The following is a 26,162-nucleotide window of genomic DNA, read 5'->3' as shown; positions in this document are numbered from 1 at the left end:
TTCCCATGGTCGAGGTGGACTCCAGCTACTACGCCATTCCCAGGCCTCGACCGCGCAGCTGTGGGCCGAACGAACACCCGAGGACTTCATTTTTAACGTGAAGGCGTTTCGGCTTTTCACGGGCCACCAGACGCAGCCCAAGGTCCTGCACACGGATTTGCGCGAGGCGCTGCCGGCAGCGCTGAAGGAAAAGAAACATCTCTACTACAAAGACATGCCCGCGCCCATCGTCGATGAGCTATGGCGGCGGTTCAAAGAGTCGCTTCGGCCGCTGGCCAGCGCCGGCAAGCTGGGCGCGGTTCATTTCCAGTTCGCCCCTTGGATCATCAACAACCGGGACGGCCAGGCGCACGTGCAGGAGTGCGTGGAGCGCATGGGCGAGCAGCTCGTCGCGGTCGAGTTCCGCAACAAGACTTGGCTTGACGAAGTGCATCGGGCTCAAACGCTGGAGTTCGAGCGCGACCTCGGTGTGGCCCATGTCATCGTTGACAGCCCGACCGAGACCTCCAACAGCGTGGACAGAGTATGGGACATCACCAGCACGCGGCTAGCGCTCGTGCGACTTCACGGCCGCAACCAGGGCACCTGGAACATCAAGGGCGATGCGGCCTCAGATCGCTTCAACTACGACTACAGCGCCGAGGAACTGGCGGCTCTGGTCCCGAGCATCAAGCACCTAGCGGCGCGGGCAGATCGTGTTCAGGTGGTCTTCAATAACAACAACGAGGACCAAGGGCAAAGGAACGCCCAGATGCTGATCCAGCTGTTGTCGGAGGAGGGGGCTCTTTGAGGTGAGGGAGCCCCGCAGAGGGACATGGCCCTACCGCATGTTTTTCTGGTCGGTCAGGGCCCGCATGAGCGCCGCTACTGTGCTGAAGTCGGTGGGGGTGCGCAGCGCCTCGGCCTTCCCTTCAGACGCCAGCGCGTGGATGTAGGCCTCGGAGCCCTCCGTGCGAAACAGGAAGGTCGTGGACGGTACTCCGCTTCGCTTCACCAGGATCCCGGGGTAGCCGCGAACGTTCGCCGCCTCGACGGAGGCAATGAGCGGGTTCTCCAGCATGAGGGCCACCCAGTGCGTCGCCGGCATGAACTCCGTCCATCTGCCCATGTAGTTCACGTACAGCACGGATTTGGAAAGCGTCGCCGAAAGCCCCATCGCCTTTATGCGAGCGGCTTGGCGGCCAGCCGCAGCGGTGCCGAGAGCAGTCTGCTTCGCAGCCGAGGCAGCGCGTTCCTGGGCCGCTCGCTCCTGCTCCCTTTCGAAGTCCTGATTGCGCTTGCGGTCAGCGTCCTCGCTGGCTTTGCGCCTCTCCTGCAGCTGGCGCTGGTAGTCGGCCTGCTCTTCCTCCCACGTGCGTTCGCCCCGCCGTTTTTGTTCTTCACGGGTCTGAGCGAGGCGTTCCTCATGCCGCCGCTGGTGCTCGCGTCGGATAGCGTCGCCGTCGCTGGAGTGAGCGTCGGGGGCTGCATGCGCGCTCTGTGCTGGGCCCGCAGCAGGTACTGCGTTCGGGCTGCGCTTGGTCTCCGCGCTTCCCCCCGGTGGGGTGCCGCTTGGGCTCGCCGTCGTAACGGCGACTTGAACGGAGCAGTCTCTGAGGCGTTGATCGCTCCCGGCCGCATAGATGGTCGCAGGGCCAGACAAAGTGCTGCCCTTCAGCTCCAGGCGCGCCTCATTGCGCCACTGGCCTGTGCTTCGCTGGCCGGGGTTCCATTGCCCATCCAGCTTGAAGGTGACGCGGCCCTTCTGCAGCTGGGCAGAGCCCCGCTCGGTGAGCCTGTCGTCCAGCCTCTCCCAGGCGACCGAACGACCGGAAACCGTGAGGCGCACGGGATGGGTCCACCCCTTCTGAGACGGATTGCTGACCATGTCTCCGCACTGAAGGGTGCCCGAGTAGCTGCCGTCGCGGATTTGTGCAGCTACAGGGCCTGCCGGCAGGGCGGCGAACACGAGTGCAGCCCAGAGAGTTTTCGATGCCATTCGATTCATCAGGTATCTCGGCTAGTTGAGGCTCAGCACGTTCCCATCGGCATCGACCGTTGCAGTGACGGTCCCGGGGACGAGCGCGTTGAAGCTGTTGCGCGCGCGGTAGGTCGTGAATACGGTGATGGAGTTCGTGTTCACCACGTACTTCGTTTCCACATGCTCATAGCTCTTGGGATCCTTCAAGCGCGCCTTGATGGCGGCCTCAACGTTCCTGTGGGACCCGTCCCATGCTGAGAACTGGCTTTTCAGCTTTGCATCCATCGCCGCGCGTTGGGCGGCGGCCTCCTGGACCTTGCGCTGCGCTTCCAGCTTGTCCTCGATCGCTTTGAGCTTGGCTTGATAGCGGTCCCTGCCACCTGGCTCTTCCTGGATGAGCGTGGTGTAGATGGCTTTGAGCCGTTCAGGCGGCAACCCAGCTTCGTTCTGCTCAAGATCCAGACGCATCACCTGCACTGAGGCGCGATGCTGCAACCTGCCCAGGTCAGGGTCCTTCGTCACGGTCATGAACCTTGTGATCGTCGCCAGCGCCTCACGGGGCTGGTTTGACGCGAGCTGCTGCTCGACCTCGGCGATGATTTTGGTCTTGTTCGCGGCGTACTCGGCCTCGCGGTCGGTCTTTTGCTTGGCCCGCTTTGCCGCCGACTCCTGCTGGAGTTTCAGCTGGGCCGCTTCTTCCCTCTTGGCCTTCTGATATCCCGCCGAAAGCGCTATGCCGAAGAACAAGGCCACAGCCAGGGCGATACTTGGCTTCAGTCCGAGGCGGATCTTCAACCGCTTGCGGGAAGGGGGCAGGAGCACTGCCAGGGCGGCCACGAGGATGATCGCCGGCAGCACGTACACCTTGGTCTGGGTCATCGCGTAGTAGCAATACGCCGACAAGCCGGCGCACATGGCGTACAGCCACAGCGCGGTGTGGTCAGATGTCGTTTTTGTCGCTGCCATCACCAGCTCCCTCAAGATTTTTGTTACAACATCTTAGCTGAGCTGGCGCTGTCTACGGGTGACCTGGCCCACCCCATTCGCGCCTGAATAGACTTCGAACCGGCATGCAGCCCAGGTGCCCGCCCGGGTATGGCTGTTTGAAGTCGTATCCTGGGTCCATCCGCAGGCTATTTGCGAATTGCGAGCAGTCGAAACATGGAAAAGCAGATCGAAACCACTGTCGGTCAGTTGTACGACGGGGTGTTGTCGCCCCAGTCGTGGCATGCCGCGCTCGATGGCCTCTGCACCTACATCGACGCAGTCGCATTCCATTACTTCACCCTGGATACGAGCGGAGCGCGCGTGCCGGAGAGCGCAGGCAATCCGGAGCGCACGGGACTGACTGGAGACCGCATGGCCGAGTATGAGCAGCGCTACGCCGGTACAGACCTGCGCATGGCGGCTACCTTGCGCATGCCAGTCGGCGCGGTGATGCTGGACCACGAACACATCGGCAGCAGGGACTTCTCACGCGATGCCCTGTACAACGACTGGCTCGCGCCATTGGGCCTGCGGCACACTGCCGCGTCCATGGTTCGAGCGGAGGGATCTGCGCAGGACTTCTTGAGCTTCATGCGCCCTTTGGATGGGCGGGCTTATGAATCGAAGCACAAGGCGGTGATCGAGCAGCTCATGCCCCACATCAACCGGGCGGCGAAACTTCGAGCACTGGTGGGTCACCTGTCTCGGCAGGCCGCACTTGGTCTTTCCGCTCTGGATAGCCTCCCGCAAGGAATGCTGGTGATGGACGCGCATTGCCGCATCGAGTACGCCAACACCGCTGTGCAACGTTGTCTCGGGCCCTCCAGTCCACTGCGCTCTGCCAATGGCAGGTTGCAATGTGTCCAGAGCGAGCACCAGGCGCGTCTTCAGCAGCTGGTGAGGACTGCATGTGCCAGCCCCGGCCGCGCGGGTGCGCTGGAGTGTCGAAGCAACCACCCCCAGATGGACCGGCTCGTCGCGTCAGTCCTGCCACTCAAAGCCAGCCATACGCTCGCCTCAGCCTGGCAGATCCCCATGGCGGTGGTCATCTTGGTGGTCCCCGGGGCTTTGGGGGGCTTAGACCACAGGGTGGTGGGGGAGATGCTGGGCCTGTCTCCCGCCGAGGCCCGCCTCGCTCTGCTTCTCACTGCTGGCAAGTCCATCAAGGACTTCGCTGTGGCCGAAGGTTGCAGTTGGCACACGGCGCGCACGCATGCGAGGAACCTGATGGCGAAGACAGGATGCCATCGTCAGGTAGAGCTTGTGCAGTTGGTTCAGGCGCTGCAAATGGAGTGAGCGCTTGGCGCGTGTGCGCGGTGACTGCAGGGTAGGCCCTGGGCCAGCGCGTATCCGCAGGGCAAGGCCATCCGTGCTTCGATGGCTCGCTCCGGATCGTCTCCCTGGCTACCGCGATGCATAGTTAAACCTCGTCGCAAACTCGCTTTCCAGGCGTTTTGTCACCATCGGGACGAAGGACGTGTTCATCAATATAGCTTGTTGGATACAGGTGATGCGCCGATTCTGATTTATTGTCGCTCAGGATTTTGGCGAAGTTGCAGGTAAGTAGGCCCATAGAATGCCCTTTAATAAGTGCCTTCGGCCCGAACTGAATTTGGGTGTCGTGGCGTCCATGGCTAGTTCCGGTGGCAGAAGCGGTTAGAAATCGCACTGAGGTTAGGGCCTCTCCGCCATTTGAGACGCGATGAATGATCGGGTAGCCTTTTTTCACCTTCCCTTGAAGTCGCAGGTTTGTCCAATTCGTGACCGGCGAGGTGTTGAAGGCGTAGACTTCAAAAATTTGATCTGACATATATCCAGCCTGCTGGGCCAAACCACCGCCCAACGAATGGCCGACAGCGTAGATTCTCGCATCGGGGCCTTCGTTTCGCATGAGTTTGACGAGTCCTTCGAGGCGCCCGCGTGCATTGGCATACGCCGCAGGTTCAAATCCGAAAACGTTTGAAAGGTTCGAGCGCCAATCTATTGCCCACTGGCCCTTCCTATTTTCTGTACCTCTGTAGGTGATAACAAACGCGAGGATTTTTCCGTCAGCATTGCGACGCACATAGATCTCGTAGAACAGGCCGTCACTGAGATCGTTCACGCACGGAGGTTCGTCACCAACCCGGGTTTCCCTTGGGACCCAGCGCTCCCAGAACTCTGCTCGCGATTCCGACGCAGCGTGGCGTGGCATGCCGAAGGCCCGGTCGCCCGCGTATGTGGGCTTCAGATAGTCGCAAGCAAATTGGTCGCGATCTGAAGCGGTCATATCAAGGCGGTATGCGGTCAGGGCAAAAACCGACATGAGGCCGTACTTCTGGGACATGTCCAATAGAAACCAGTCATTGCTGTCATTTGGCAACGTGACATCGTTGCCAGGCTTGCCTTCCTTTGCATCGTGGACTTCGCTATGAGCATGCAGAGCTTTAATGGCACCGCACCCAATCAGGCAACTTGATAGGGCCATCACAAAAATAACTCGCAAGCACCATTGTTTCATCGTCGTCCCATTTCTATTGATGCGTTGAAAAGGCAGGTATCACCGAGAAGAGTCACCTCGACGCTTCCTGAGGTCGGTAAGACTCCAGTAGGCGACACAAAGCCAGCCTTTTTGCAGGCGAATGGTCGAGTTTTGACGCGGTGTGGTTTGGCAGACGCACTCGGTGCGGTCTTTGACTTCAACGAAGCCCCTCGCAATGTCCTCTGAAATTCTGGCTTCACGCAGGCTGGTGGCGGAACTGCAGGCTGCTGCTCGCGACGGGCCTTGTCCCTTGAAGGCCATCCAAGGCGGAACTGGATCACCCCAGGTTTCGGAGGTGGGAAACCGCTCGTAGTTGTTCGTTTCGATGACGTCCGCATCTGCGCTGGAGGATGGCGTAGCGACAGTCGGCGGGTTCCGAGCTGGTGATCGGCCGGAGGCAGCGTCGGCGGCGTCTTTAGGACTGGTGCTGTCGGCCGGTCCTCGGTTGGCCTGAAGGGCGGGCCGCTGCCTGTTGGGCTCTTGAAGCGCTTGCGCTGTGATCGCGTCTATACGGCGGCGTGAGTTCTCCAGATTCGCTTTGTCTTGCGCCAAGTTCGCTCTAAGGGCGTCGCCGAACGAAGGCGCCGTTTGGTTGCATGACCAGAAGGGAATCTGTTTTTCCGTGCACAGGCGGTATTCGTTGCCCCGGCATTGACTGCAGCTACGTGCAATATCAATCGCTTCCTCCCGGGCAACCTCATCGGTATACTCCCTTTCTGATTTTTCAGCCGCCGCGCGAGTGGCGTTCGCTAGCTTTGCGTATTTTGTACCGGCAGATGGCACGTTATTGATAGCGGCTTTTTGATACCACGCCTCGGCCTGATTTTTATTGCCGGTGGCATTGTAGATGTCCCCTAGTTTTTCTTGCGCTGGACCGTAATCTTGCTTGGCCGAAAGGAAATAGTATTCTTGTGCCTGACTGAGAGATTGAGGTGCCCCCAAGCCGGTTTCATTTAAATAGCCGACGCTGTACTGTGCCAAATGGTCGCCTTGGGCTGCAGCCCGCAGACTCCATTGGTATGCGGCTTCGTAGCTTCTTGGTACACCCTGGCCACGGAAGTACATTTCTCCCACAACCCTTTGCGCTTCAGAATTACCCTGGCGAGCATGAGTTATATAAATAGCGTACGCCTCTTCAAATTTTCCAGCCTGCAATAGTGCTGCAGCGGGCTCTAGAAACTTTGCTTGACCCGCTTCAGCAGCCGATAAGGCTTCAATAAAAAATACAAACAATAAAACCACCCAGCAGCGCGCCCGCAATATAGGTGTATGGTTTGCATTGAAGTACATCAGAAAAGGTCCTTCGGCTTGGGGGGCTTTTCGGCATTGGCTTTTTGGGTGCAAAGCTTTTGAGCGTGAATTAATCCCCTCTTTAGGCTTTCGCCATATTCGATATCTACCATCATGTTGCTAATTCTTAGCTGAGAGCTTTGGAATTTCTTCGAATATTGGTCGATATCATCGATAACCCTTCGGTCGCCAAGGGTGTCTGCATGGATGGCTACCATTTGAACTCCATCGTACGCGTAGTCATAGACTTTAATTGAGCGAGGGTCAAGATCCTTATAGTTGAATAATTGATGTCTTTCCGATGAGCCGTATGCGTTTCTGTGGAAGTTGGTTATCCTGACAGTACAACCTTCTCCGGTCGCTGAAAGTTTATTTGGTGAAAACTCCGGGCGCCCTTTCGGTGCTATCACGGTTGGTAATGGGACCGCATCCAGTTTCTTAGCAATCCAATCTACCGTCTGCTCCAAACTCGGTCCAGCGGCGTCAGGCGGCGGGCTGGACGGCATCTCCACCCCGATTTGACAAAATGCCAGACAAGGTGAGAGTAACGCCGAAAGAATTGCGGTTTTTGCGAGCATGCTGGCCTTGGGATTTTGGTTTCAGGAGTGTCCGACAGTAACTACATGTTTCCCATACCACATTTGCGGTATGGCGCCGGTTACGGGGAGCCTTCTAGGCGGCCAGGGCTCCAAGAGCTGTAAGCACTTGTAGATCGTGGGTAAGGGCGCGCCGGCACAGTGCGCGGCGGCCGCTCGCACATGTTCGGATCAAACTTCAACCGGTTAAAGTTTTCTGGTCAGATGTGCTGGAAGGCGGTTGTTTCTCAACCATCCTTTGCGCACGTCACCCGCCCCGCTCAAGCCTGGCTTGATCGTGGTGACCTGATAGCTTTATTGCTGGCTTGCGATGCCGCCAGGACACTTTTCATACAGGCCACCAGTGATCTTTGCTCCGCTGCGCGCCTGCAGCTCGGTATTGAACTGAAGCACCTTGGCTGGTGGCGTTTCGTGGCATGCCGACACATGAACCCGCTGGGGCTGGAGCCGAACGACTTCGTCCACCACGGGGGTAGCGAGCCCCGACTTGACACTCCCCACGGTGTACTCGGTCGGCAGGATCCGGACGTTGACGGTGCCGGCCTCGTTAGCACATCCTGCGAGCAGAAACAGGGAGATGAGGACGAGGCGTTGTCGCATGGGAGTCGAGGCGGGCGCACCGCGTAAGCTGGAGTGCCTGAAGGATATGCTCGACCGCAGCGGCCCCTGTAAGCAACGGTACATCCCGAACGTGATTGCACAATTTTGGTGCATGATTGGGCCGATGGAGCCTACCGCCATTCTTGAACGGATGTCCGACCCTTCAGCGCCCATGCCCCGGGCCCGCGACCTCGCTGTCATCTACAGCCACCTCCTCGCATCGATCTCCGACCGCCTCGACGCGAGCGAAATGGAGTCGTTCATCGCCGTGGGCGTCGCCATCCAGCGCAGTGCGCGTCCTTTCCCGGTGGAGATCCGGGTGGAGTCCTGATAAAACGGCGAGATGGAAAAGAAGTTCCTGAAGGATGCGCTGCCTCGGTTCTACGAGGATGTCGAGGCCACGCTCAAATGTGACCGGCCGGACCTGCTGTCCCAGCTGCCACACCTGTACATCACCGCGCGCTGCAGCTGCGCGGATGAGGACTGCCGATCGTTCACCTGCGAGTCCAACGACCCGCGATACGCACCTGTCGGTGGGCGTCGCCCGCTGTCCTATCCGATCGCCCGCGTGGACGGCAACTACAGCGTGTCGAGCGACGGGGTGCTTTCTGGCTTTGAGATCCTGAGCGACTACTGGGACAACTCGCTCGACCGCGACCTGACAGCGGCGGGGTTTCCGGCCAGCCAGGGCTAGCAGTAGCCAGCGGCGAAATTGTGCCGCAGTGCGTTTTGGGGCTTCATGCGCACCATAAGCGCATGAAAACCCTTTTTCACCTCATCGTTGTGGCCCTCGTAGCCGCGCTCTTTCTCTACGCCCTGCAACCCGATTCGAAGGGGCTCAGCCTGCGCTCACCGTGGCTCCAGCTCGAAACCAAGTGAAATCCGGTCGCGGGTGCAAAACAAAGACAGATCACGGTGAAACATAGATGGATCACGAAGTGGCGAAACAAAGGCAGATCACACCGCCCGAGGCCGCGCTGGCTGGTGAACGCGTGGTCCATCTTTGCTCGGTGATCTGTCTTTGTTTACCACCCGGGCACTTTTTCGCCGTCTTTGTAGCCCGCCCCAGTCAGGATTGCCCTCGTAGTCAGGCCGTAGAAGGAGTCGGTTTGCATCGCATCGTTCCAGACTTCCCTCATCTTCGGGCGGCGCAGATGCCAGGCCATACCACGACACCATGAGCGCCAGACGTTCGCGGGGATGTAGCCAAGCTCGTAAAAGTGATACTCCTCAGCGCACAGGTTGAAGTAGTCGGCCACCCACCGGCTTTGCTCTTCCGTCAGGTGTGCATCTGGGGGAATGCTGCTGAGCTTGCCGTTGAGCGCGTCGTAGCGTGTGTTGAAGGCGGTGAACAGCTGATGGAACAGCACTGTCTCTGCCAGCTTCTGCTGGTGGACGAAGTAGCAAAAGGCGAGTGTGCCGGCGACAGCTGATCCGATGAGCGCCATCCGATCAGCGCCCCCGAATTCAATTGCGATGCCGATGGCGACGGCCCCGAGGGCTGGTGCTATCCACCAGTAGTGCTTGAAAACAAATCGACGGTCCATGTGTGTATGAAGAATTGAGTAACTGTGGTTCGGGGCCCTGAAGCGAACGATGTCTCGCCCCGGTATAGCCCTCGGCCGATTCTCAGCGAGGCTGCAAGCAGGCAAATGCGGGTCGGAGGAGGGGAGGGGGCTCACCATGCAGCGGGTCGGTGGAGCTCCTGGGCTGAGGCTACTTGCTATTGGGGCCCACGCAGCCGTTCTTTCCATGGCACTCGACCTTGTTGTCGGCCTTGTCCTGGGCTTCCTTGGCCGCTGCAGCTGCACGGCGGTCGATCGCATCGTTGTTGTCCTGGCCAGCCCGCTTGACCTGTGCGGCCTCCGCTTCCACCTGGGCGAACCGCGCGAGCACGCGTTCGCCTTCCGGTTTCTGGACGTCGTGCGCCGCGATCGCGGCCGTCGCCGCGCCCACCACGTTCTGCCGCAGCGCCAGCGCTTCCTCGACAATGCGTCCGGCGAGGTTGTTTTCGTCCTTGTTGCTGGAGCTGAGGTGCGACTTGGCCACGGCCAGGCGCTCGTCCGCTTTGGCAAGCGCAATGCCGGCATCGCGGATGTAGAGCTTGGCGTTGGTGCTACGCAGTGCCTGGGCAGCTTCCAGGGACCGCTCGATGCGGTGCAGCTTGACCAGCTCGTTTTCGTCGGCGACCCACTTCAGGGAGCGGTCAGGGAGCCAGCTCGCGGCATGCTTGGAGACCGGGGTGGCCTTGACCTGTTCGAGCTTGGCGCTGGCCCTGGTGAAGTCAACGTCGCGCGAGTCCGAGTTCTTGACCAGCTCGCGCATGTAGGGCACGCGCTTCACCAGGCAGTCCGCTGGTGTCGAGCAGAAGTGCTTGAGTTCGTTCCAGGTGGACATCCGCTCCACAGCATCCAGTCTGTCCACGGTGAGAACCGCTTTTGCGGTGCGGTCGCCCGCCCCCACGGTGCATTCAGCGCGGGCAAGATGTTTCACATAGTCGATGTAGGTGTAGGTAATCTTCTCCGCCGTCGATGTGTCGAACTCCTTTCGGGCTCGATATTCCTTCATCAGGGTGGCCACAGGCGTTTTGTCGGCGAAAGGGCCTTTCACGGTGTTGCCGGCCTCATCTATCAGCCCGCCGAGCAGACATGCGATGTGATCTATCCGACTGGCCAGGCGCGTGTCCACGTCCGCGAGGAATTTCTCCATGCTGTCGTTGATTAGGGGCATGGCCTCCTGAACCAGTTTCACGGCCTCGGTGCGCAGATTGGCGGGCAAGGACTCAATGAGCTTGCGAGTGGGCTCATCAAGTCCCGCCAGGACCTCAGATTCCGTTTTTACGTGCGCGTAGAAGAATGCCCCGAGGACGTTGGCGTGCGCCGTGTTGCAGGCCAGCGACAACGCGCAAATTGACGCCGTAGCTACGTTGCGAATCGATTGTGGTTTCATACCCCTCCCATGTTGAGAACTAAAGTCTGTCGGGCCATCCGGAGCGCGTCAATGTTTTTCTGGCCATACACTTCTCATTGTTGAGTTCATTCACGCCGATTGCCTCCCACTGATCATTTAAATTACATGATCTTTTGAATCGCTAAATCCGCTTTCATTCCAGGCCGTTCTATCGTTCTAGAGTGCTTCGCACTACAAAATGGGGGCATTTTTGGTGCTCAAGTTGTAGCTATCCATTGAAACGGCGGCGATTCCTCTAGTAATGAAATCCGTCATCCATAAAAATTATGTTCCATAGAACTTTCATAGGCTCCATTCGCTATGCCTGGAGGCTCACTTCACAGCCAGCTTGTTTCGCTGGGCGCCCGCTGGCTGCGTACCAATGGGTTTTCGGTGGTGGCCGAGGAGATCACCGTGGTGGGATGCCGCGAGCAGCCGGATGTGATCGGCTTTCGGTCCACTGCATCGGCACTCATTGAGGCGAAAGCGACGCGGGGGGATTTTTTGGCCGACCGATGCAAGCCAGAACGGGTCGATGGTGCCCCCGGTCTCGGTCTGTACCGGTTCTACATCGCCCCACCAGGGGTGATCGAAGCATGTGACCTGCCTCCCCGCTGGGGGCTTTTGCATGCCGTCCAGGGCAAAGTGGTGGACGTGGTGCGTCCGCAGGGGAATCTATGGTCCCCTCCAGGCGAGGGGATCGGTGACTGGCCAGCGTTTCAGCATGCAGCCTGCCCAGAACGTGAGCGTGCGGTGCTTTTCTCGATCGCGCGGCGACTTTCCATGGCGCAGAAGGGTGCGGCGTGATTGCGGTGCTGTTCGGTAGGCCTCGGGGCTCATCATGTGGCGTGCGAGGGGCCCGGCATCCGAGCGAGGAGCTTTTATCGGTGGGAGTTTTCCCGGGAAAGAGATGCCAGAACGGCGAGTGACAGCGAGGGCAGTAAATGCAGCAGGTTGAAGTGAGCGACAGGACGTCCATAGAGCGCGTTTCGAGGGGGTTGGCTACCTGTGTGGCCTTTTTCGACCGAATCGGGCTTCCATGGGGCTGGAAAAGGGGTGCAGACGGCTTTTTGGAACGGGTGGAGATAGCGCAAGGGACATTGCTGCTCGATCCTCGTGTCAGTGTGGGCTCGGCGCTCCACGAAGCCGGTCATCTCGCGCTAATGCCTGCGGCGTATCGGCGGCAGGCCTGCGGAGACCTCGGCCAGGCGATGGACGCCATGTTCGCCGAGGTGGATTTTTCAGACCCGGACACTCCATTGGCCCGCGCAGCGAACCAGTGTGGCGACCAGGAGGCTACGGCATGGGCCTGGGCAGCGGGGATGCACCTGGGGCTTGAGCCCCACCTGGTGATCCGAGATGCGGACTACGAGGGCACTGGAGGCCTTTTGCGGGTCGGGCTGAAGGCAGGTACCCATCCTGGGATCCACGGGCTCTCACACGCGGGCTTCTGTGCCGTAAAAGCCGGTGAATACGCGACGGCCCGGGGGCTCCCCGCGTACCCCGAGCTGGCCATGTGGCTCCAGGGGGCAGGGGGGTGCGATCCAAAGCCCATCCAGGGTGCAAAGCCCATCCAGGGTGCATTGGCAGGGGAGAACGCATGACGTTCGAACGCGGGGACCTAGTGGAGTACCAGACAGGCCACGGTGAATATGCGACCGGCAGGGTGACCGTTGTGAACCACGCGGACGAGACCGTCGAGGTGGAGGACGAAGACGACGGGTCCACGTGGAGCGGATTGATGGACTACGCCACGTTGTTGGAGAAAGGCCGGAGCCCAGCTGGCGAATACGGCCTGACGGGATCGTAGAAAGCCCCAGGCCTCTCAGGCAGCTGAATTAAAGTCCAGGCCAAGGCAAAGCCCGAGAAATGGGTTTTCGGCGCGGGAGGTCTCTTCTCATTCTCTAAGCCCCGGCTGCCCACGTGGCTAATAGGCCCTTTTCAATATCCCGACCCCGGGAGAAGAAAACCCAACTCCAGTTCAGCTGACTGTCGGTATCGCAGGCCGCATGCAAAACCTTCAGGCCATCTTCTGCCACCGAGGGCTGGATATTGAAACGCTGCACCGCGCAAGCCGATGGCAGGCGGTAAACACTGGTTGTCCAGGCCAAATTTTCCCTCGAATTGCTGCTGCGGCCTGACCGCCCTTGAAAGCCATCGCCGGCACCGGCACGGCTACTGGTATCTAGCCAATCTTCCAGAACAAACTCGGACACCTTCCATCCAGTGAGAGACAGTATTGAAGCCGGGAGGATTTCAATGCCCGGTTCGGGATGGAGGCTCACCAAGCAAGAGATTCGCACGGAATTGAGCCGCCGAAACCCACCAATGTGCCCGTCAACCAGAGTCGAGTCCTATTCCACGAGATCGATACGATCTGTACGAGCGGGAGTCGGTTGTCAGGGTGGTTGTCCCACCGAAAAGCCAACCCTGTTTTCGGGTCCGTTTTTACACGGCCATCGATTTGCGAAGTAAACCCAACGCCGGAGCGGCAAGCACATCCAGGAGGCTATTCAAACCAATCCGGATGATTTTTCCTGTCTTCAGCAACGATAGCCTCGGCGACAACCGAAAACTCATCCTCGCTGAGCGGACCGGGGTGTTCCAACGCATCTCTCGGCATGAGAAACGTCCTGAAATTGCTTTTCAGTGTCCCTGCGTGGCGCACAACTATGAAATGGCATCCAGGGTGCGTAACCCCGGAAGCGTCGCATAAATCGGATGCAGCTGCCATGCAGGCCAGGGACTGCATCACGCTCATTTCCGTTGGAACCAAATCAGCAGCGGTAAAACCATCGCTGCCCTGCAATGTTTCCCGTTCGTGGATCGAAGCCGACAAGAGGCTATCCAAGTCGTCGGTATGTTCCTGCCATGTTTCAGGCTCACTCCTCACCTCAGCCAGCAATGCGCAGAACGAGGAATGTGTCGCCAGCCCTATCCAACGAAATGAGGTCGCTGAGTCTAGGCAGTAAAAGAACATCAGGTCCGCCCAATCTGCATCCAAATCAACGGGAGTCTGGTTCCAGGATGAGGCCTCCGCATGAAGCGAGGCCAAATACGCTTTACCAGTGGGTCCGAGGGCAGGGGGAAAAGACGGAGGAGGGGCAGAAGCCATAAACCAATCAATCCTCGCTATCCGAATCCGATTGAACGTCCTCGGCAGGGAGGGGACTCTTCGTGGCAATCGCGTGCGCAGCTCGCGCAGAAATAATGGCCTTTGCGTAATGAGCTGCCTGACGTCGAATCGGAGTCAATCGAGCTTCCGTTTCCATAACGATCTTCAGTTCCCAATCGCGTGCCCACTTTGCCAATGCAGCTTCTGTGTATGAAAGGTCGCGTCCGCTACGCTTGATGGTCACCTTCATCGACTTGCGGTTCGCCCCTACGCCGTACCACTTGGCTCCCACCCACCGTAGCTGGATGTTGGAGCCCTGTCTGTGACTCACAAGCTGCAGCCTGCTCTTGTGCTCCCAGCTGGTTGCACCTCGCTCCTGCTCCTTGATGCGGTCCCAGTGATCCGCGACGACCTCCACGCCCTGTCGGTGCAGGTCGTGCAAACAAACCTCCAGTGCCGCCATCAGTCGCTCGTGCTTCTCGCTCATTTGTCCGCCCAAAAGGAATGTTTACTGATAGCACTTTCGCATGCGAAAAGGAACTGGGAAATCGGGCATCGAGGCCCCTTTTCAGTTCCTTTTCGCATGTCAAAAGGTACTATTAGTGAGGTGCAGAATCCACCGGTCTGCCCAGGAACGTTAACGTTCCTTTTTGCATGTAAAAGGGAACTATTAGATCAGGGGAGGGGATGCGATTCTAGCATTCTTCCCTGAACTAGATCAAATCGGCAGGGGAACGTTAACGTTCCTTTTCGCATGTCAAAGGGAACGTTAACGTTCCCGCGTTGCTGGGCCTCGTTTCGAGCGCAGGGGGCGCTCCCCGGCCGGAAGCAGGATATCAGCCATGGCCTCTAGGAACGTTAACGTTCCTTTTCACATGTAAAAGGGAACGACAACGTTCCTACCTTGCCAGTGCTATGTTTCGGGACTGCCATAGGCCCCAAGCGGATCTGGACAGGATCGCTGGGTCGGTGGATTGGCATTTCCCGGTGCCTGAGGCGGTGGAACCCAGCGGCGTGTGGTGCAGGAGGGGCGGGTGGGTGTCGAGGCGCAACAAAAGTGCTTCGGCTGAGGTGCACAAGCGGGCTACAAACAGGCTACAGCCGGGCCCAATTTCCCATTCATTTCCATTACAATGAAAGTTCAAATTCATTCATCAAGGAATCATTGTGGCATCCGCAAAGAAAGTTATCGGTCTTGACATCGGCTACTCTAATCTGAAGATGGTTTATGGGCAATCGGACGAGCGCATGAAAACGGTTGTCCGTCCTGCTGGCGCAGCTCCAGCAGACCGGTTTGGCACTCGCTTCGACGGCAAAGCCCAGGACGATTTCATCCACGTGCTCGTCGGAGATGTGCCATTTGTGGCGGGTGTATCTTCCGATCGCGCTGCAATGTGGGAGCGTCCGCTTCATGCAGACTACCCAACTACCGATTCATATAAGGCGCTTTTCCATGCTGGCTTACTGTTGAGCGAAATGGACAAGGTGGATACCCTGGTGACTGGCCTTCCCGTTTCCCAGTTTAAAAACGGCGATCATGTAAAAGCAATCGAGCAGCGTTTCTTGGGCGTCCACCAAGTGACTCCAAAGCGTGCAGTTGAAGTCAAGGCCGTTAAGGTGATTCCGCAGCCGGTTGGTGGTCTCCTGGCATTTATGAATGAACAGGCCCACGCAAAAGACAAGGTTGGCCTGCAGATTGACGATGACGCACGAGTTTTGGTGGTGGATCCGGGGTTTTATTCGTTGGACTGGGTATTGGTAAGCAACGGCGAGGTGCAGCGGCATTCAAGCGGTACGAGTGTGAAAGCCTCATCCGTTCTTCTGGAGCTTGCCGCCAAATTGATTGCGGAAGACCACGGAGCGGCCCCTCCCATCGAGTCGCTTGAGGCGGCAATGCGCTCCAACAAACCCAGTATTCTTGTTATGGGTGCCAAAGTGGAGCTTCAGCCATATATCCAAAAGGCCTCCGAAAATCTGGAATCTGTTACCGCAGATTCGATTCAGAAGTCGCTTCGCATCGAGAACCTTTCGCCAGACATCGTGGTGATGGTGGGAGGTGGCGCCCCGTTCTTCCGCAATGCAGTAGCGAACGCTTTCAGCCGACTGGAGGTAGTAATGCCGGCTAACCCAGTTCAAGCCAATGCTACCGGATTTTGGTTGATGGGCGCTTTGACAAGTGGGCAGTGATAGTGAAAGCCGAAGATGCTGATAACAAACCGCTGCGGGTTGTGGTCGATGTGGGTGATGCTTGGCGCGAGTTAAAGCGAGAGTTGGAGAATACCTCCTATCGCGCCCGAGCCGAGCGCCTACGGCATCTTGCTTCCTTTGGGCTGGCCTGTCTTGAAGGAAGAAGCTCGGGTGGCCGACTCGTTGCGACACCTGTTCAGATGCTCGGAAACGCCCCGGTGGTTTCACCGGGTCCGGCTGTAAATCCACCTTCAGAACGTCGGGTAACAAAACGGCCTAAGGTTGCACCTGCTCCGGCGCCGGATACAGCAGCACCTGTGATTTCTCCAGCGCCATCACCGGTAGATACGGTCTCTACTGTTGCACCTGCTGAGACGGCTCCGAATACCGCCCATCCGTCTCTTTCGTTCTTTGCTCGGTCTTTGTCAAAATAGAATGCCTGAAAACAATTCGCTTTTATTGCCACAGTGGACCCTAGGATATCCACCTTCGGACGAACCGTGCTATTTGGCCTGCCGGAAATGGTCGGGGACTTTGAACGGAAAATACCTGGAGGTGGTGGCGGGGGACCCTGCTCCCTATTTGGCGCACCTTGGCATTGCGGCTGTGCTAAAGCCTGGGTTCACCGGCATTTTTGGCCGGGTTATCCGGCGCGGTGAGCTGCCATACATCGTCAATGAGCACGGTGCTCCGACAGGCTTCTATCCGGACTGCGTTCTCGCCTGGTCCCCGCCACCCCAGGTGCTCCTCGATCTGCAGGCGGCTGCGTCGGCTCGGATGGTGCTTGGCCAAGCCAAGGGGGGTAAAGGGTGATGGGCTGATGGCTAGCTCCGCAAATGAAGTAGGGCAGCGGGGTCGTCGTCCAGTGCCCCGCTTGCCGGCGACATTTCATGCGTGGTCACCTTTGCCAGTGGTCAGGGCACAAAAAAAAGCCACGCCTTCGGACGGGGCGTGGCTAAGAGGCCTGGTGGACCTCGGAGGGGTAACTCAATGCAGAACGCGGAGGCTGAGGGTTACCAGCAATGCGTTGGTGTGTGCGTAGGGTACCGCGTCCAGCTCACACTGAACGTCCCACCCGTGGCCCCGGATGACATCGGCCTCGACCTCAGGCCCAGACGGACCATCGAAAGCCTCAATCTCGCCGGCCTCTATCATTCCCGCCACCCACTCGACAGGTACATCCATCATTCGCGCTGCCGCCCCGATACTTACTGTTGCCATACAAACCTCCGATGATTTGATTGATGACTCCATTGTAGTTCCATTAACTAATTCATTCAAGTTGATTGCAGTCGATGGAAAATCCGTTGTAGCGTAGCAGCATGGCAAATCGATAGATCAGTTTCCATCCTTCTTGTCGTCTTTCGCGGCTTGATACGCGTTGAGCTGAGTGACCAGCTCGGTTAGTGCCTCGATTGACGCCGTTGGACTCGCTTGTGCCTCAGTCACTGTCGAGACTCCACAGGTCGCATGTTTGTTGATTGAACCCTTAAATGGAATTCGTACAGCCTGCACAAAGTTAGGGTCGGGAATCTTGAAGGTTAATGGCTCGACCTTGTCAGCGCCCTGAGCGGTAATTGTCACCTTAAGGGTTCGGCAAGCCGAATAGTAGAAATCCGAGACCTCTTTTCCCCACGGAATCTCTTGAACAGGAATAGCGTCGGCCGGGATAGCTCCCAGCTCATACGTGGCGCAGTTGCCGGCGTTGAGGCCCGTCTGGGCATTTCGATTCACGGCTGTGATGACATCCTTGCCAAATGAATCACATTCGTCGTTTGTTTTAACAGTCCGGAACACACCCGCAAGCCCTGTCAGGAGCGTTCCGATTTTGTTGATGGAGGTTTGGAGATTCGCGGTAGTGCTGGCTCCCGCACTCTGCACGAGTTCGGTGTCCGGCCGTTTAACAATGTTGAAGGTGGTGGTCTTGCGAAAGTCGTTAGCGCCTGCAAAGCCGATTCGTTGGCTGCTCTCAGCTAGTTCAACGGTAACCTTTACCTGCTTGGGTGGTTCGGGCGCCTTCTGCGCCGGAGGTTGGTTTTGTGTTTGGCTCGGATCAGCGGATTCCATTTTTTTCGCCGGTGTACGGGTGGCTCCTGCGTTGATCGGCGATGGAATAGTCTTCCAGTCGGGAAGAGGCCGCGTGCTTGAAGAGGGTGCGCCAGCCTGGCCTGTAGCGGGCTCGGTTCCGCCTACACCCCCAGTCGTGTTCGTTTTAGCGAGCGACGATTTAGAGCCCTCGGGAAAGGCGAACTTCAAGATCGCCTTGTCCAACACGAATACATCGTTGACGCCGCCCTTTGGTCGCGGCGCATCCGTCCGGTTCATGTCGTAGTAGGCAATACCAGGCGAAGTGGTCGCGCAACCTGTTCCGAGGACGGCGGTCAGGATGGCGGCCAGTGATGTGAATGTGGGTGAATGTTGCACAGCAAGCCCTCTCATGTTGGTGGACCTGCAAGATACCCGTGCGGTGTTTCCAGCTGCAACAGAAATATGGCTGTTGCGCCCCTTCCTGCATGTGATGGGTATGTGACCAAGTTCACTGGACTGGGCGCCATGTGCGTCCGGCTGAACATGCTCCCGGCTAAGCTCGCGACTTCCTGTTAGCTTCCGGCCCCATGAAACTTCCTCTTCTGTTGCCTCTTGTGTCAGCCTCAGCTTTGGTGTTGGCGGGTTGTGGTGAACCGACCCTCGAAGACCTTCGCAAGGCCTACGGTGCCATGAGCGACGAAAAGCTGCAGACTGAGGCCTTGCACCAGCGAGTTGAGTGCCGCGCCGCGACCCAGGATTCCGACAAGCCGGGATCGCCGTGCAGCCGCGCGAACCTTGCAGAGGAGTTGGTGCAGGCCCGTGGGTGGTGCTGGGGCCCTTATGCCGCCGCCAACGCGGACAAGTCCTGGCTGCGCTGTACAGATGACGTGACGACATCGGCGCAGGCCAAGGCAACCTGGTTCGCCGCGACCCAAAGCGGCTCCTGCCGTGAGTCCAGCCTCATCGAGGCCATCGGCAAAGTGCTGGAGCACGAGGGTCCGTGGAACGTGAAGACCTCGTTTTCGACAGAGGGCTTCTTCGACGTGTCCAGCCAGCTCAAAGACGGCACCAGCTACAAGGTGCGGCTCTACCCGAGCTGCGGTTCGGCTCAGATGGTCTACATCGCCAAGCCGGGGGATGGGGGTGGGGTGTCGGTCGCCGTCCCGCTGGGGATGTCCCCCAGGGATGCGGGCGATCTCTATGGCTTCGATGTCCGCAACTGCAGCGCCTTTTCGTTGGGAGGCGGCATGGGGTGCGGAATGGGTTACCAGGCCGGTATGCCGCCGCCCATCCGTTTGAGCGACGGGTTCGTGCCCTGCTCGGTGGACCGGCCTGTGCAATTCGACTTCCAGCCGCGCCGGGGCATGGTGAGTGTGACCTGCAGCGTCACGGCCGAGGACATGTCTGCGTTCGAGAAGCGGATGGTAGGTGCCTTCGGGGAGCAACAGCGGTCCTCAGACGGTACCCGCCGATGGCAACTCGGTGGCTACTCGGTCGCCAGCGCGGAAGTGGTCGTTTTGGGGAAAAGGCTGCTGCGTGTGTCCGTCTTCCAGGACTGACCAAGCAGCACGGTTGATACTTTCGCATCCGTTGGCGCCCGCGCGTACCCGGGCGCACGTCGGCCTCTAAGACTGGGGCATCCAGACTGCACAGGTTGTGCGTCTACCTGTTGGATCGCAACGGTTTTTGCGTTTGTCGATTTTGTGTATTCCGATGGCAGTTGCGTGCTTGGCGACAAATCGCCCAAAAGCCGCTAGACGCGACTTCATAACTGTCGTTCCGGGGTCTGAACACCCGCCACCACCATAACGGACATGGAGGTCAATTGTGTCAATTGGCTGCGATGGGAACTCAGCCAGGAATTGGGCCACGGTACGTTTCAGTTGCGGGATTGAATGGTTCGGGAAGAGAGGACGATAGAACATAAGACTCCTTTTCGGGGCAACACGCCCCGATCAGGCTCGGAATGTCGAAGAATGAAGTTTTAGGCCCTTTTTCCCCGCTGCTGTTCGGTGCTCTTGCTGCGGAACTCTTCTATGCGCACAGTGCGCCGGTAGGGCATTTGGGATCCGCTTTAGACGCATTTGTGCGGCCCGGGAAACTCTCAGGACCTGCTAACCGTTCTTGTCGGAATCCTCGAAAGCCTTGCGCCAAGCCACCGAATTTTTATGGTCGTAGCGCGCGGTCACGAGCAGACTGGAGTGGCGTGCCTGGGATTGGACGTAACGCGGGCCCACACCCCTCTCCATAGCGTGTGAAATGCCGGTGTGCCGATACCAGTGGGTTGTTGCTGCGGCAAGCCGCCTAGCGGTCCAAGGGTCGGTGCCTTTGACCACCTCCACCGCCTGTTGGAACAACTCGCGGCACACAAGGTAGACCACCTGATCGGTCACACCTTTGTTTTTCCCGGTCACGGCTAGGATAGCGGGGGTGTCCTCGTCTGGGCCGGGAACCGGGGATAGCCCCATCGACATCCGGTAAACCCCCAGTTCTTGCATGAGCTTCTTCGTCGCGACGATAACTTTCTCGATGTCACCTTTTCCGTGCACACGGACTACCCAGCCGTCCCTCACAGGCTCGAAGTTGGACATCCTTAGATTGGCCGCCTCCTCCCGCCGCAAGAATGCCCGGTACAGCAGCTGCACGATCCACCTTGCGCGGTGGTAGTGCTTGAGTTCCCGCTCGGTTTCTCGTGGCAAGGACTCGATCACCTGCAGCACGATCTCCAACTCTTCTTCCGTGAGTGCCTGCTCGATAGGCTCCTCATTCTTCTTGGACTTATTGACACCATAGGATATTTCCACCGGATTGGTGAGACAGTAGACTTCCTTGCGTGACCGTTTCATTTCCCGCATCGTACGGAAAAGCTTGTGCAGTACGGTAAGGCAGTGGGTGACGCTTTCGGCTTCCAACCGTTTCCGAAAGGGCTGGTGCTTCCAGCCCTGGGACCGCAAGAAGTCCTCGTCGAATGGCTGCGGGTTGTCGAGAAAGGCAACGTACGCGTTGATGTCTGCCAGTTCCACATCAGGGAGCAAAGCATCGCCAGGCGGACGCCTTCTGCGGAGCCAAAGTAGAAAACGGTAGACCTCTTTTTTGTACGAGCGGATGGTGTGGCGGGACTTCCTGGAGTAGGTCGCCAGAAAAATTCCAATTGCTGTCAGATCGTCCTGGACGTACGGACTGACCACCGTCGCCGGCAGTGGCTCGTTCTCCACTGGAACGACATGGACACGAGTGGCGGGAATACTCATTCTGGTGCTAGCTCCAAGTAGGCGCTTTGAACCCTCGTTCCGTGGCGTGTTTTCATGGTAATTCCTTAGGGCTTCAGGCGGTTCAAGCCCGTGACTGCGAAGTAGTGGTGGAAATCGACCTCCGGGAACCAGTCCTCTCCAACATCCGTGCGGACAAGGATTGCGAGATCCTTCCCTTTCTTTGTGCCCCGTATGGCAGCGATCTCTCCCGTGCCATCTTCGTCGGCGAGGCCACTCGCCCTGGTGGCCATCACCTCGTCGCCGATCTCAAACTCTCCCATCACAAGCGTTGTCGGCTTGTTCCGCCCTGGCTTGGCCGCGCGCGCTGCGCGCAATTGGGCGGTCAACTCCGGGCTACATACCGGCATGCCATCTATTGCACATTCCCAGAGCCGTGCGCGGGACGGGTCGCCAAAAACGTAGTAGAGTCGCTGGCGCGACACACCCAGGTATTCAGCGGCGTCACGAATTGCCCAGCCTTTGCGGCGCAGGCGTTCCGCCAAGAAGCCGCCCGCACGCTGCCGCGGCCTGGCCTCGGCAGTCAGGCGAGTGGTGACGATTGGCGTTTTTGACACAGCGCGAAGTTCAGACGTCAAAGAGGCAGTGGATGGGAGGCATCCCCATGGTGGAACCGCAGGCCGGTCAAGGCAGTTTTCGACTGTGTCATGCAGTTGGACACTATGACAGGAATTCGGAGCTGCCGCGCGGCAGTCTGAAAATTCATAAGCTGTTGATTTGCAAAGCGTTTTTTCTACCGCGCTGAAGCTGGATGAGCCCGCTACACGGCGCTCACCGGAAACACTCTAACTTCTCAAACGCGCTCGCCGAGAGCATAGCACGCATTTGTATTGATAAGATAGGTTATCATAAAACATCGACTGCCAAGGGTTGCAGATGATACGTATTTCGTAATGGATACACCGTTAAAGGATGGCGTAAAATCAAGTAACTTGGTTCCTTTTTAGGTGCGAAATGATCCAGTCGAAATTCAATGAGATCGAGGTCCGGGAGTCGATTCAGGCGGCACTGGACGCATTGCCAGCTAAGGCCTCGCGCCGCGACAAAACCTTGCTGGTGGCAAACCTGCTATTGATAGATCACGGCATCTATCCTTCCGCCAAGGTGGTGCACGACCACACCAGCCAGGGCTCGATGACGGACATCAATCGCGATTTACGGGACTTTTGGACTGAGGTCCGAAAGAAGATGCGAGTGCAGCTCAATGCCCCGTTTATTCCTGACGAACTGGCTACCGCGTTTGGCGAAGGCCTAGCTAAGATCTGGGGCCTGGCGCAGCACGCGGCCACGCAGCACTTCGAAGGAGCGCGTGAGCAGTGCCGGCTTGAGGTCCAGGGTGCCAGCGAAGCGCGAGTTGGTGCCGAACGCGATCGTGACAGGACGCTTGAACGACTGGCGCTGCTTGAGGCGGAGTTGCTTGCCGAGCGGGAACGCCGGGGCGAAGCCGAGCGCAGAGTCGCTGCCCAGGCAGGAGAAATAGCTGGCCTCCAGGGTTCGCTGTCTTCGTGGCAACAAAAGCTCGAAGTGGAAGCGATTGCACGCCACGAGGCGGAGGCGCGCTTCTCCCGCGAGCTTGAGCTGGAGCGCGCCGAGCGCGTTCGCGAGGCCGATCGGTTCACAGGGGAGATCAACTTCGCCAAGCGGCAGATCGACACCGCACGCGTCGCTGAGAAAGAAATGCGTGAGCAGCTGAATGCCGAGAAAGGGCATAGGGAGCGTGAGGTGGCGACCTATCGCCAGCGCATGAACAGCGCCGAGGAGGCGTCCACCGCCGCAAAGGGCAGGGTGGCAGAGTTGAGAGCGCAGACTGCTTCGCTGGAGGGCCGAGTGGCTGAGTTGCAGGACAGGGTCAGGGAGCTGGCCAAGGCTGGTGTTGCACGGATATCGGCGCGGCCGGCACCCCTGAAGCGGAAGCCTCTACGCAGATCGTGAGCTGGTGCGGCGACGGGCCTGGCGCTTGCTGGCCGCGCGGGTCGGCCGGGATCCCTTCATCAATCGCAAAAATGCATCTAAGCTGTTGATTTAAAAGTAACTCACTTAGCTGGTTTTGGTCCAGCTGCACCGAAACGTCGATTCTCTTTACTCCAGGCGCAAAGCTTCCCACAGGTGGGAGGACACTGTGGCGCGGCTCATCCTATGCAATCTGAACCTCATCGACCGAATACCTTCGCTGCTGATCCGAAAATGCACCGCTCTGCCAGCCAGCTTCAGATCCTGGTACTGGGTCCCGACCAACTGACGCCATTGATCGCTCTGCGCAGCCGCATGGACAACGAACCCACGCTAGGTAAGCGCGAGGATCGACGCATTGCTCTGGACACAGCCGCAGTGAGAGACGAGCTTCAGGGCCGGTCCACCACTCTCGGGATGTATGACGCTGAGCGTCTGGTAGGAGTTGTGACTTACGGATATTTTCAGCGAGCGCCTTACGAAGACGACGCCCCGTGTTGGTACTTCAAGGGCTTAGCGGTCGATGGTCGATATCGCAGGAAGAAGATCGGACTGAGACTCGTCGTCGAGTGTGTCAGGCGCGTGTCAGCGTACCTAGGCGACACAGGGTGCGCGATAGCAACGTGCTACCGGGATGGGGAGCCCAACACAGCCGCCCGCTTGTTCTACGACAGGTTGGGCTTTAGGGACCATCCTCTTGAGGAGTGTTCCGAGTTCGAGGAGGATGGTGTAACCTACATCGAGCGAACGATGGGGACAGAGAAAGGCGCTCTGGCGGAATGGGTCAAGAGAAATGCCCCGGTGCCAGCACCATCCAATTCACCCCCAGCTTCATAGCCAGCGCCTCAAGGTCGTCGGAAAGCTGCTTCTGGACGACCAGAATGGCTGTGATCTGAACTTCCGCGCTGTCGCTTTCGTTTGCCGCCGCCTGTGCGCCCATCACGGCCGCGTACTTCACGCACTGATAGATGCCACGCTCCAAATCATCGTCGCCCGAGCGGATGGATTTCACCTCGACACCCACCCATCGTGTTTGGCTGCGGTAAAACACATCCAGCCGGTCTCCGGAGAGCAGCGGATACTCGGTCTCGGAGAGCAGCGTATCCTTCAGGCCAAACAACTCAGGCCTGGCCAAGACATCAAGGCGCAGCTGCTTGTGCTCCTCGGACTCGCCCCCTCCCCAGCCGTAGCGTTTGTGCTTGCCGTTTGAGGGATCTAGCACGACAGGCGCCGGCAGAGGTCCGAGGCCCACACTATCGAGGACCTCCAGCCACTTCGGCCCGTACGCCAGGATGCGAGTATGTTCATCCCGAACCTTTGCTCGTTTCTCAGAAGGCGTCAGCGCTTCGAATCCCGGCCAATAGCCTTTGACCCCATCGCTCGGGAGACCCGCATTTGCCCCCGACTTGGCGACCACGATCGAGGTGATGTGAGGTGGCCGCATTTCTTCAGGCCAGTCGCGCGTACCAACTGCAATCAGGTCGATCACCACACCCAGGACTTTTCCGACCCCCACTGCGTACGCATTGCCATCTGCCTTCACCCAGCCCACCAAACGGGCTAAATCGGAGTAGGTGACGGGCTTGATGATGCCATCTGTTTGCGTCTGGATGTGCTCAACGAGGAACGGCAGAACCATCCGGGCTGCGAGCACATTTCCGGCATACTCCGCCGCCTCGTCCCGCCCTGCAGGTGGGGACAGCAATGGGCTCCACGTAGCCCCGGGAACATTGCCAGGCGCCTTGACCAACTCGAAGAGTGTCGCCGTTTCGAGCGCATCGACATCTGGGCTTTTCCAGCGGTCCCGAAGCTCCTTTGCCAGGTTCAGGCGTACCCCAGGATCGTCGTCAGCGCGGCCGTAAATAGGCTTGAGCAAATGGACCCGATCAAGGCTGACATGCTTCACGTGACGAGTCACCTTACCGGGATCATCACCGGCCGCCACTGCGCATTCCGGTGATGATGACCAGTCAGTCCGGCACCATCAACACCTGTAGCAGGTATCCTCCGTCAACGGTCGCAGGCGGCCAAGAACGGTCTGTCACCGCCAATGAAAGCGGTCAATATCGGCGCTCAGCTGCTGCCGGGGGCGGTCGGAGGTCGCGGCTTGTTGTGCTTGGCTCTAACAAGCGTCATATGAAGCCCGTCGTGATAGTAGCCATCAAGGCATACGGCATCAGATTCAACTCCGTATTCCACAAAGCCGATTGCTTTGTACAGCGCGATTGCCGGTTCATTGGGCAGGTACACCTGCAAGTTGACTCGATTCACACCGTGGTCGAAGGCATGTTGAAGCGCGGTGTCTACAACCTGCCGGCTCAGGCCTCGTCGCCGATAGCGCGGCGAAGTGAAAACACCCCACATCACCATTTTGTGATGTGAAGACGGGAACTGACCTGCGCGGCTGACCGCCGCTGTTGCCGCAAGCTCATTCCCGAGAAGGCAACCGAACATAGCATTCGGAAGAGGGGAAGAGAGCTGCGCTCGAAAAGCATCCAAAGTGCGAGTAAGCTCTTCCTCGAACGTCAAACCCATAGGCACAGGGTTATCTCGTGTGACTTCCTGCCGTAGTGCCGAAAACGCCGCAGCGTCATCAGCGCCCAGACGGCGAATCTCGAATGGCTCTGCAACTTGATTCATAAGGCGTAGCTTTCGCACGGGGTTAGGCCATGCTATACGCCAAACATCATAAGACGCTCAATCTGCACGT

Annotated in this window: 27 protein-coding genes and 1 pseudogene; 12 read left to right on the top strand and 16 right to left on the bottom strand. The window is 58.5% G+C overall.

Annotation, left to right across the window (positions count from 1 at the left end):
* Nucleotides 1–5: 5 nt before the first annotated feature.
* Nucleotides 6–790 (top strand): annotated as a pseudogene (locus KW835_RS12840) (DUF72 domain-containing protein).
* Nucleotides 791–820: 30 nt separating this feature from the next.
* Here the strand turns inward: KW835_RS12840 and KW835_RS12835 are convergent.
* A complete protein-coding gene (locus KW835_RS12835) occupies nt 821–1,987 on the bottom strand; it encodes a hypothetical protein (RefSeq protein WP_218382941.1) in 1,167 nt (388 codons plus the stop codon).
* Nucleotides 1,988–1,999: 12 nt separating this feature from the next.
* On the bottom strand, nt 2,000–2,926 hold the full coding sequence (locus KW835_RS12830) for a hypothetical protein (protein WP_218382940.1): 927 nt from the start codon (nt 2,924–2,926) through the stop codon (nt 2,000–2,002).
* A gap of 195 nt (nt 2,927–3,121) precedes the next feature.
* Here KW835_RS12830 and KW835_RS12825 point away from each other — a divergent pair, with 195 nt between their 5' ends.
* On the top strand, nt 3,122–4,243 hold the full coding sequence (locus KW835_RS12825) for a helix-turn-helix transcriptional regulator (protein WP_218382938.1): 1,122 nt from the start codon (nt 3,122–3,124) through the stop codon (nt 4,241–4,243).
* A gap of 124 nt (nt 4,244–4,367) precedes the next feature.
* Here KW835_RS12825 and KW835_RS12820 read toward each other — a convergent pair whose 3' ends face one another.
* The 4 genes from KW835_RS12820 to KW835_RS12805 form a co-directional block, all read right to left on the bottom strand.
* Nucleotides 4,368–5,447, bottom strand: a complete 1,080-nt coding sequence (locus KW835_RS12820) for a lipase family protein (protein WP_218382936.1) — start codon at nt 5,445–5,447, stop codon at nt 4,368–4,370.
* A gap of 39 nt (nt 5,448–5,486) precedes the next feature.
* A complete protein-coding gene (locus KW835_RS12815) occupies nt 5,487–6,758 on the bottom strand; it encodes a tetratricopeptide repeat protein (RefSeq protein WP_218382934.1) in 1,272 nt (423 codons plus the stop codon).
* The gene (locus KW835_RS12810; RefSeq protein WP_218382933.1) at nt 6,758–7,336 is read right to left on the bottom strand and encodes a hypothetical protein; all 579 of its coding nucleotides are present in this window, start codon (nt 7,334–7,336) and stop codon (nt 6,758–6,760) included. Before KW835_RS12810 ends, KW835_RS12815 begins: the two co-directional genes overlap by 1 nt.
* Before the next feature lie 312 nt (nt 7,337–7,648).
* Entirely contained in the window at nt 7,649–7,954 is a 306-nt protein-coding gene (locus tag KW835_RS12805; protein WP_218382931.1) for a hypothetical protein, read from the bottom strand.
* Between the two features lie 151 nt (nt 7,955–8,105).
* Here KW835_RS12805 and KW835_RS12800 point away from each other — a divergent pair, with 151 nt between their 5' ends.
* From KW835_RS12800 to KW835_RS26845, 3 genes are all read left to right on the top strand, one after another.
* A complete protein-coding gene (locus KW835_RS12800) occupies nt 8,106–8,285 on the top strand; it encodes a hypothetical protein (RefSeq protein ID WP_218382929.1) in 180 nt (59 codons plus the stop codon).
* A gap of 12 nt (nt 8,286–8,297) precedes the next feature.
* A complete protein-coding gene (locus tag KW835_RS12795) occupies nt 8,298–8,648 on the top strand; it encodes a hypothetical protein (RefSeq protein ID WP_218382927.1) in 351 nt (116 codons plus the stop codon).
* A 62-nt stretch (nt 8,649–8,710) separates the two neighbouring features.
* A complete protein-coding gene (locus KW835_RS26845; protein WP_255593509.1) occupies nt 8,711–8,833 on the top strand; it encodes a hypothetical protein in 123 nt (40 codons plus the stop codon).
* 146 nt (nt 8,834–8,979) lie between these two features.
* Here the strand turns inward: KW835_RS26845 and KW835_RS12790 are convergent, their stop codons facing one another.
* Together KW835_RS12790 and KW835_RS12785 are read right to left on the bottom strand one after the other, a co-directional pair.
* Nucleotides 8,980–9,501, bottom strand: a complete 522-nt coding sequence (locus KW835_RS12790) for a hypothetical protein (protein ID WP_218382920.1) — start codon at nt 9,499–9,501, stop codon at nt 8,980–8,982.
* Nucleotides 9,502–9,670: 169 nt separating this feature from the next.
* Nucleotides 9,671–10,903 carry a hypothetical protein gene (locus tag KW835_RS12785; RefSeq protein WP_218382919.1) on the bottom strand — a complete coding sequence of 411 codons (1,233 nt, stop codon included), beginning with the start codon at nt 10,901–10,903 and terminating at the stop codon, nt 9,671–9,673.
* Nucleotides 10,904–11,224: 321 nt separating this feature from the next.
* Here KW835_RS12785 and KW835_RS12780 point away from each other — a divergent pair, with 321 nt between their 5' ends.
* From KW835_RS12780 to KW835_RS12770, 3 genes are all read left to right on the top strand, one after another.
* Nucleotides 11,225–11,710: a hypothetical protein gene (locus tag KW835_RS12780; RefSeq protein ID WP_218382917.1), complete on the top strand. Its 486-nt coding sequence runs from the start codon at nt 11,225–11,227 to the stop codon at nt 11,708–11,710.
* Nucleotides 11,711–11,847: 137 nt separating this feature from the next.
* Nucleotides 11,848–12,507: a hypothetical protein gene (locus KW835_RS12775; RefSeq protein ID WP_218382916.1), complete on the top strand. Its 660-nt coding sequence runs from the start codon at nt 11,848–11,850 to the stop codon at nt 12,505–12,507.
* Entirely contained in the window at nt 12,504–12,713 is a 210-nt protein-coding gene (locus KW835_RS12770) for a hypothetical protein (RefSeq protein ID WP_218382914.1), read from the top strand. The genes KW835_RS12775 and KW835_RS12770 overlap by 4 nt, the downstream gene beginning before the upstream one ends.
* A 94-nt stretch (nt 12,714–12,807) precedes the next feature.
* On the opposite strand, the gene KW835_RS12765 is transcribed toward KW835_RS12770, so the two are convergent.
* The 3 genes from KW835_RS12765 to mobI form a co-directional block, all read right to left on the bottom strand.
* Nucleotides 12,808–13,119, bottom strand: coding sequence for a hypothetical protein (locus tag KW835_RS12765; protein WP_218382913.1), 312 nt, complete (start codon nt 13,117–13,119; stop codon nt 12,808–12,810).
* A gap of 293 nt (nt 13,120–13,412) precedes the next feature.
* The gene (locus tag KW835_RS12760; protein WP_218382911.1) at nt 13,413–14,018 is read right to left on the bottom strand and encodes a hypothetical protein; all 606 of its coding nucleotides are present in this window, start codon (nt 14,016–14,018) and stop codon (nt 13,413–13,415) included.
* A gap of 7 nt (nt 14,019–14,025) precedes the next feature.
* Entirely contained in the window at nt 14,026–14,505 is a 480-nt protein-coding gene (gene mobI / locus KW835_RS12755; RefSeq protein WP_218382910.1) for a conjugative transfer protein MobI(A/C), read from the bottom strand.
* A gap of 680 nt (nt 14,506–15,185) precedes the next feature.
* Here mobI and KW835_RS12750 point away from each other — a divergent pair.
* Nucleotides 15,186–16,205 (top strand): ParM/StbA family protein, encoded by a 1,020-nt coding sequence (locus KW835_RS12750; protein ID WP_339385540.1) that lies wholly within the window; start codon nt 15,186–15,188, stop codon nt 16,203–16,205.
* A gap of 1,338 nt (nt 16,206–17,543) precedes the next feature.
* Here the strand turns inward: KW835_RS12750 and KW835_RS12745 are convergent.
* Nucleotides 17,544–18,629: a hypothetical protein gene (locus KW835_RS12745; RefSeq protein WP_218382908.1), complete on the bottom strand. Its 1,086-nt coding sequence runs from the start codon at nt 18,627–18,629 to the stop codon at nt 17,544–17,546.
* A gap of 293 nt (nt 18,630–18,922) precedes the next feature.
* Between KW835_RS12745 and KW835_RS12740 the strand changes: the two genes are divergently transcribed.
* On the top strand, nt 18,923–19,792 hold the full coding sequence (locus KW835_RS12740) for an MFS transporter (protein WP_218382907.1): 870 nt from the start codon (nt 18,923–18,925) through the stop codon (nt 19,790–19,792).
* 555 nt (nt 19,793–20,347) lie between these two features.
* On the opposite strand, the gene KW835_RS12735 is transcribed toward KW835_RS12740, so the two are convergent.
* Nucleotides 20,348–21,484: a site-specific integrase gene (locus KW835_RS12735; RefSeq protein ID WP_218382906.1), complete on the bottom strand. Its 1,137-nt coding sequence runs from the start codon at nt 21,482–21,484 to the stop codon at nt 20,348–20,350.
* A 65-nt stretch (nt 21,485–21,549) separates the two neighbouring features.
* On the bottom strand, nt 21,550–22,080 hold the full coding sequence (locus tag KW835_RS12730; protein ID WP_218382905.1) for a hypothetical protein: 531 nt from the start codon (nt 22,078–22,080) through the stop codon (nt 21,550–21,552).
* 376 nt (nt 22,081–22,456) lie between these two features.
* On the opposite strand from KW835_RS12730, the gene KW835_RS12725 reads away from it, so the two are divergent.
* Nucleotides 22,457–23,434, top strand: coding sequence for a DNA-binding protein (locus tag KW835_RS12725; protein WP_218382900.1), 978 nt, complete (start codon nt 22,457–22,459; stop codon nt 23,432–23,434).
* Between the two features lie 204 nt (nt 23,435–23,638).
* Nucleotides 23,639–24,289 (top strand): GNAT family N-acetyltransferase, encoded by a 651-nt coding sequence (locus KW835_RS27135; RefSeq protein WP_370633623.1) that lies wholly within the window; start codon nt 23,639–23,641, stop codon nt 24,287–24,289.
* Here KW835_RS27135 and KW835_RS12715 read toward each other — a convergent pair.
* Nucleotides 24,237–25,358 carry a hypothetical protein gene (locus KW835_RS12715; protein WP_218382896.1) on the bottom strand — a complete coding sequence of 374 codons (1,122 nt, stop codon included), beginning with the start codon at nt 25,356–25,358 and terminating at the stop codon, nt 24,237–24,239. The genes KW835_RS27135 and KW835_RS12715 overlap by 53 nt on opposite strands.
* Nucleotides 25,359–25,525: 167 nt before the next feature.
* On the bottom strand, nt 25,526–26,092 hold the full coding sequence (locus KW835_RS12710) for a GNAT family N-acetyltransferase (protein WP_218382894.1): 567 nt from the start codon (nt 26,090–26,092) through the stop codon (nt 25,526–25,528).
* Nucleotides 26,093–26,162 lie beyond the last annotated feature (70 nt).

This window comes from Acidovorax sp. sic0104 (assembly GCF_019219095.1).
Lineage (GTDB): Bacteria > Pseudomonadota > Gammaproteobacteria > Burkholderiales > Burkholderiaceae_C > Acidovorax.
The sequence above is the reverse complement of the archived record's forward strand: the minus strand, read 5'-3'. Positions and strand labels throughout refer to the sequence as shown.

Coding starts and splice junctions, on each gene's coding strand:
- KW835_RS12835 (WP_218382941.1), bottom strand. CDS start 1,987: ATGAATCGAATGGCATCGAAAACTCTCTGGGCTGCACTCGTGTTCGCC.
- KW835_RS12830 (WP_218382940.1), bottom strand. CDS start 2,926: ATGGCAGCGACAAAAACGACATCTGACCACACCGCGCTGTGGCTGTAC.
- KW835_RS12825 (WP_218382938.1), top strand. CDS start 3,122: ATGGAAAAGCAGATCGAAACCACTGTCGGTCAGTTGTACGACGGGGTG.
- KW835_RS12820 (WP_218382936.1), bottom strand. CDS start 5,447: ATGAAACAATGGTGCTTGCGAGTTATTTTTGTGATGGCCCTATCAAGT.
- KW835_RS12815 (WP_218382934.1), bottom strand. CDS start 6,758: ATGTACTTCAATGCAAACCATACACCTATATTGCGGGCGCGCTGCTGG.
- KW835_RS12810 (WP_218382933.1), bottom strand. CDS start 7,336: ATGCTCGCAAAAACCGCAATTCTTTCGGCGTTACTCTCACCTTGTCTG.
- KW835_RS12805 (WP_218382931.1), bottom strand. CDS start 7,954: ATGCGACAACGCCTCGTCCTCATCTCCCTGTTTCTGCTCGCAGGATGT.
- KW835_RS12800 (WP_218382929.1), top strand. CDS start 8,106: ATGTCCGACCCTTCAGCGCCCATGCCCCGGGCCCGCGACCTCGCTGTC.
- KW835_RS12795 (WP_218382927.1), top strand. CDS start 8,298: ATGGAAAAGAAGTTCCTGAAGGATGCGCTGCCTCGGTTCTACGAGGAT.
- KW835_RS26845 (WP_255593509.1), top strand. CDS start 8,711: ATGAAAACCCTTTTTCACCTCATCGTTGTGGCCCTCGTAGCCGCGCTC.
- KW835_RS12790 (WP_218382920.1), bottom strand. CDS start 9,501: ATGGACCGTCGATTTGTTTTCAAGCACTACTGGTGGATAGCACCAGCC.
- KW835_RS12785 (WP_218382919.1), bottom strand. CDS start 10,903: ATGAAACCACAATCGATTCGCAACGTAGCTACGGCGTCAATTTGCGCG.
- KW835_RS12780 (WP_218382917.1), top strand. CDS start 11,225: ATGCCTGGAGGCTCACTTCACAGCCAGCTTGTTTCGCTGGGCGCCCGC.
- KW835_RS12775 (WP_218382916.1), top strand. CDS start 11,848: ATGCAGCAGGTTGAAGTGAGCGACAGGACGTCCATAGAGCGCGTTTCG.
- KW835_RS12770 (WP_218382914.1), top strand. CDS start 12,504: ATGACGTTCGAACGCGGGGACCTAGTGGAGTACCAGACAGGCCACGGT.
- KW835_RS12760 (WP_218382911.1), bottom strand. CDS start 14,018: ATGGCTTCTGCCCCTCCTCCGTCTTTTCCCCCTGCCCTCGGACCCACT.
- mobI (WP_218382910.1), bottom strand. CDS start 14,505: ATGAGCGAGAAGCACGAGCGACTGATGGCGGCACTGGAGGTTTGTTTG.
- KW835_RS12740 (WP_218382907.1), top strand. CDS start 18,923: ATGAGCGACGAAAAGCTGCAGACTGAGGCCTTGCACCAGCGAGTTGAG.
- KW835_RS12735 (WP_218382906.1), bottom strand. CDS start 21,484: ATGAGTATTCCCGCCACTCGTGTCCATGTCGTTCCAGTGGAGAACGAG.
- KW835_RS12725 (WP_218382900.1), top strand. CDS start 22,457: ATGATCCAGTCGAAATTCAATGAGATCGAGGTCCGGGAGTCGATTCAG.
- KW835_RS27135 (WP_370633623.1), top strand. CDS start 23,639: ATGCAATCTGAACCTCATCGACCGAATACCTTCGCTGCTGATCCGAAA.
- KW835_RS12710 (WP_218382894.1), bottom strand. CDS start 26,092: ATGAATCAAGTTGCAGAGCCATTCGAGATTCGCCGTCTGGGCGCTGAT.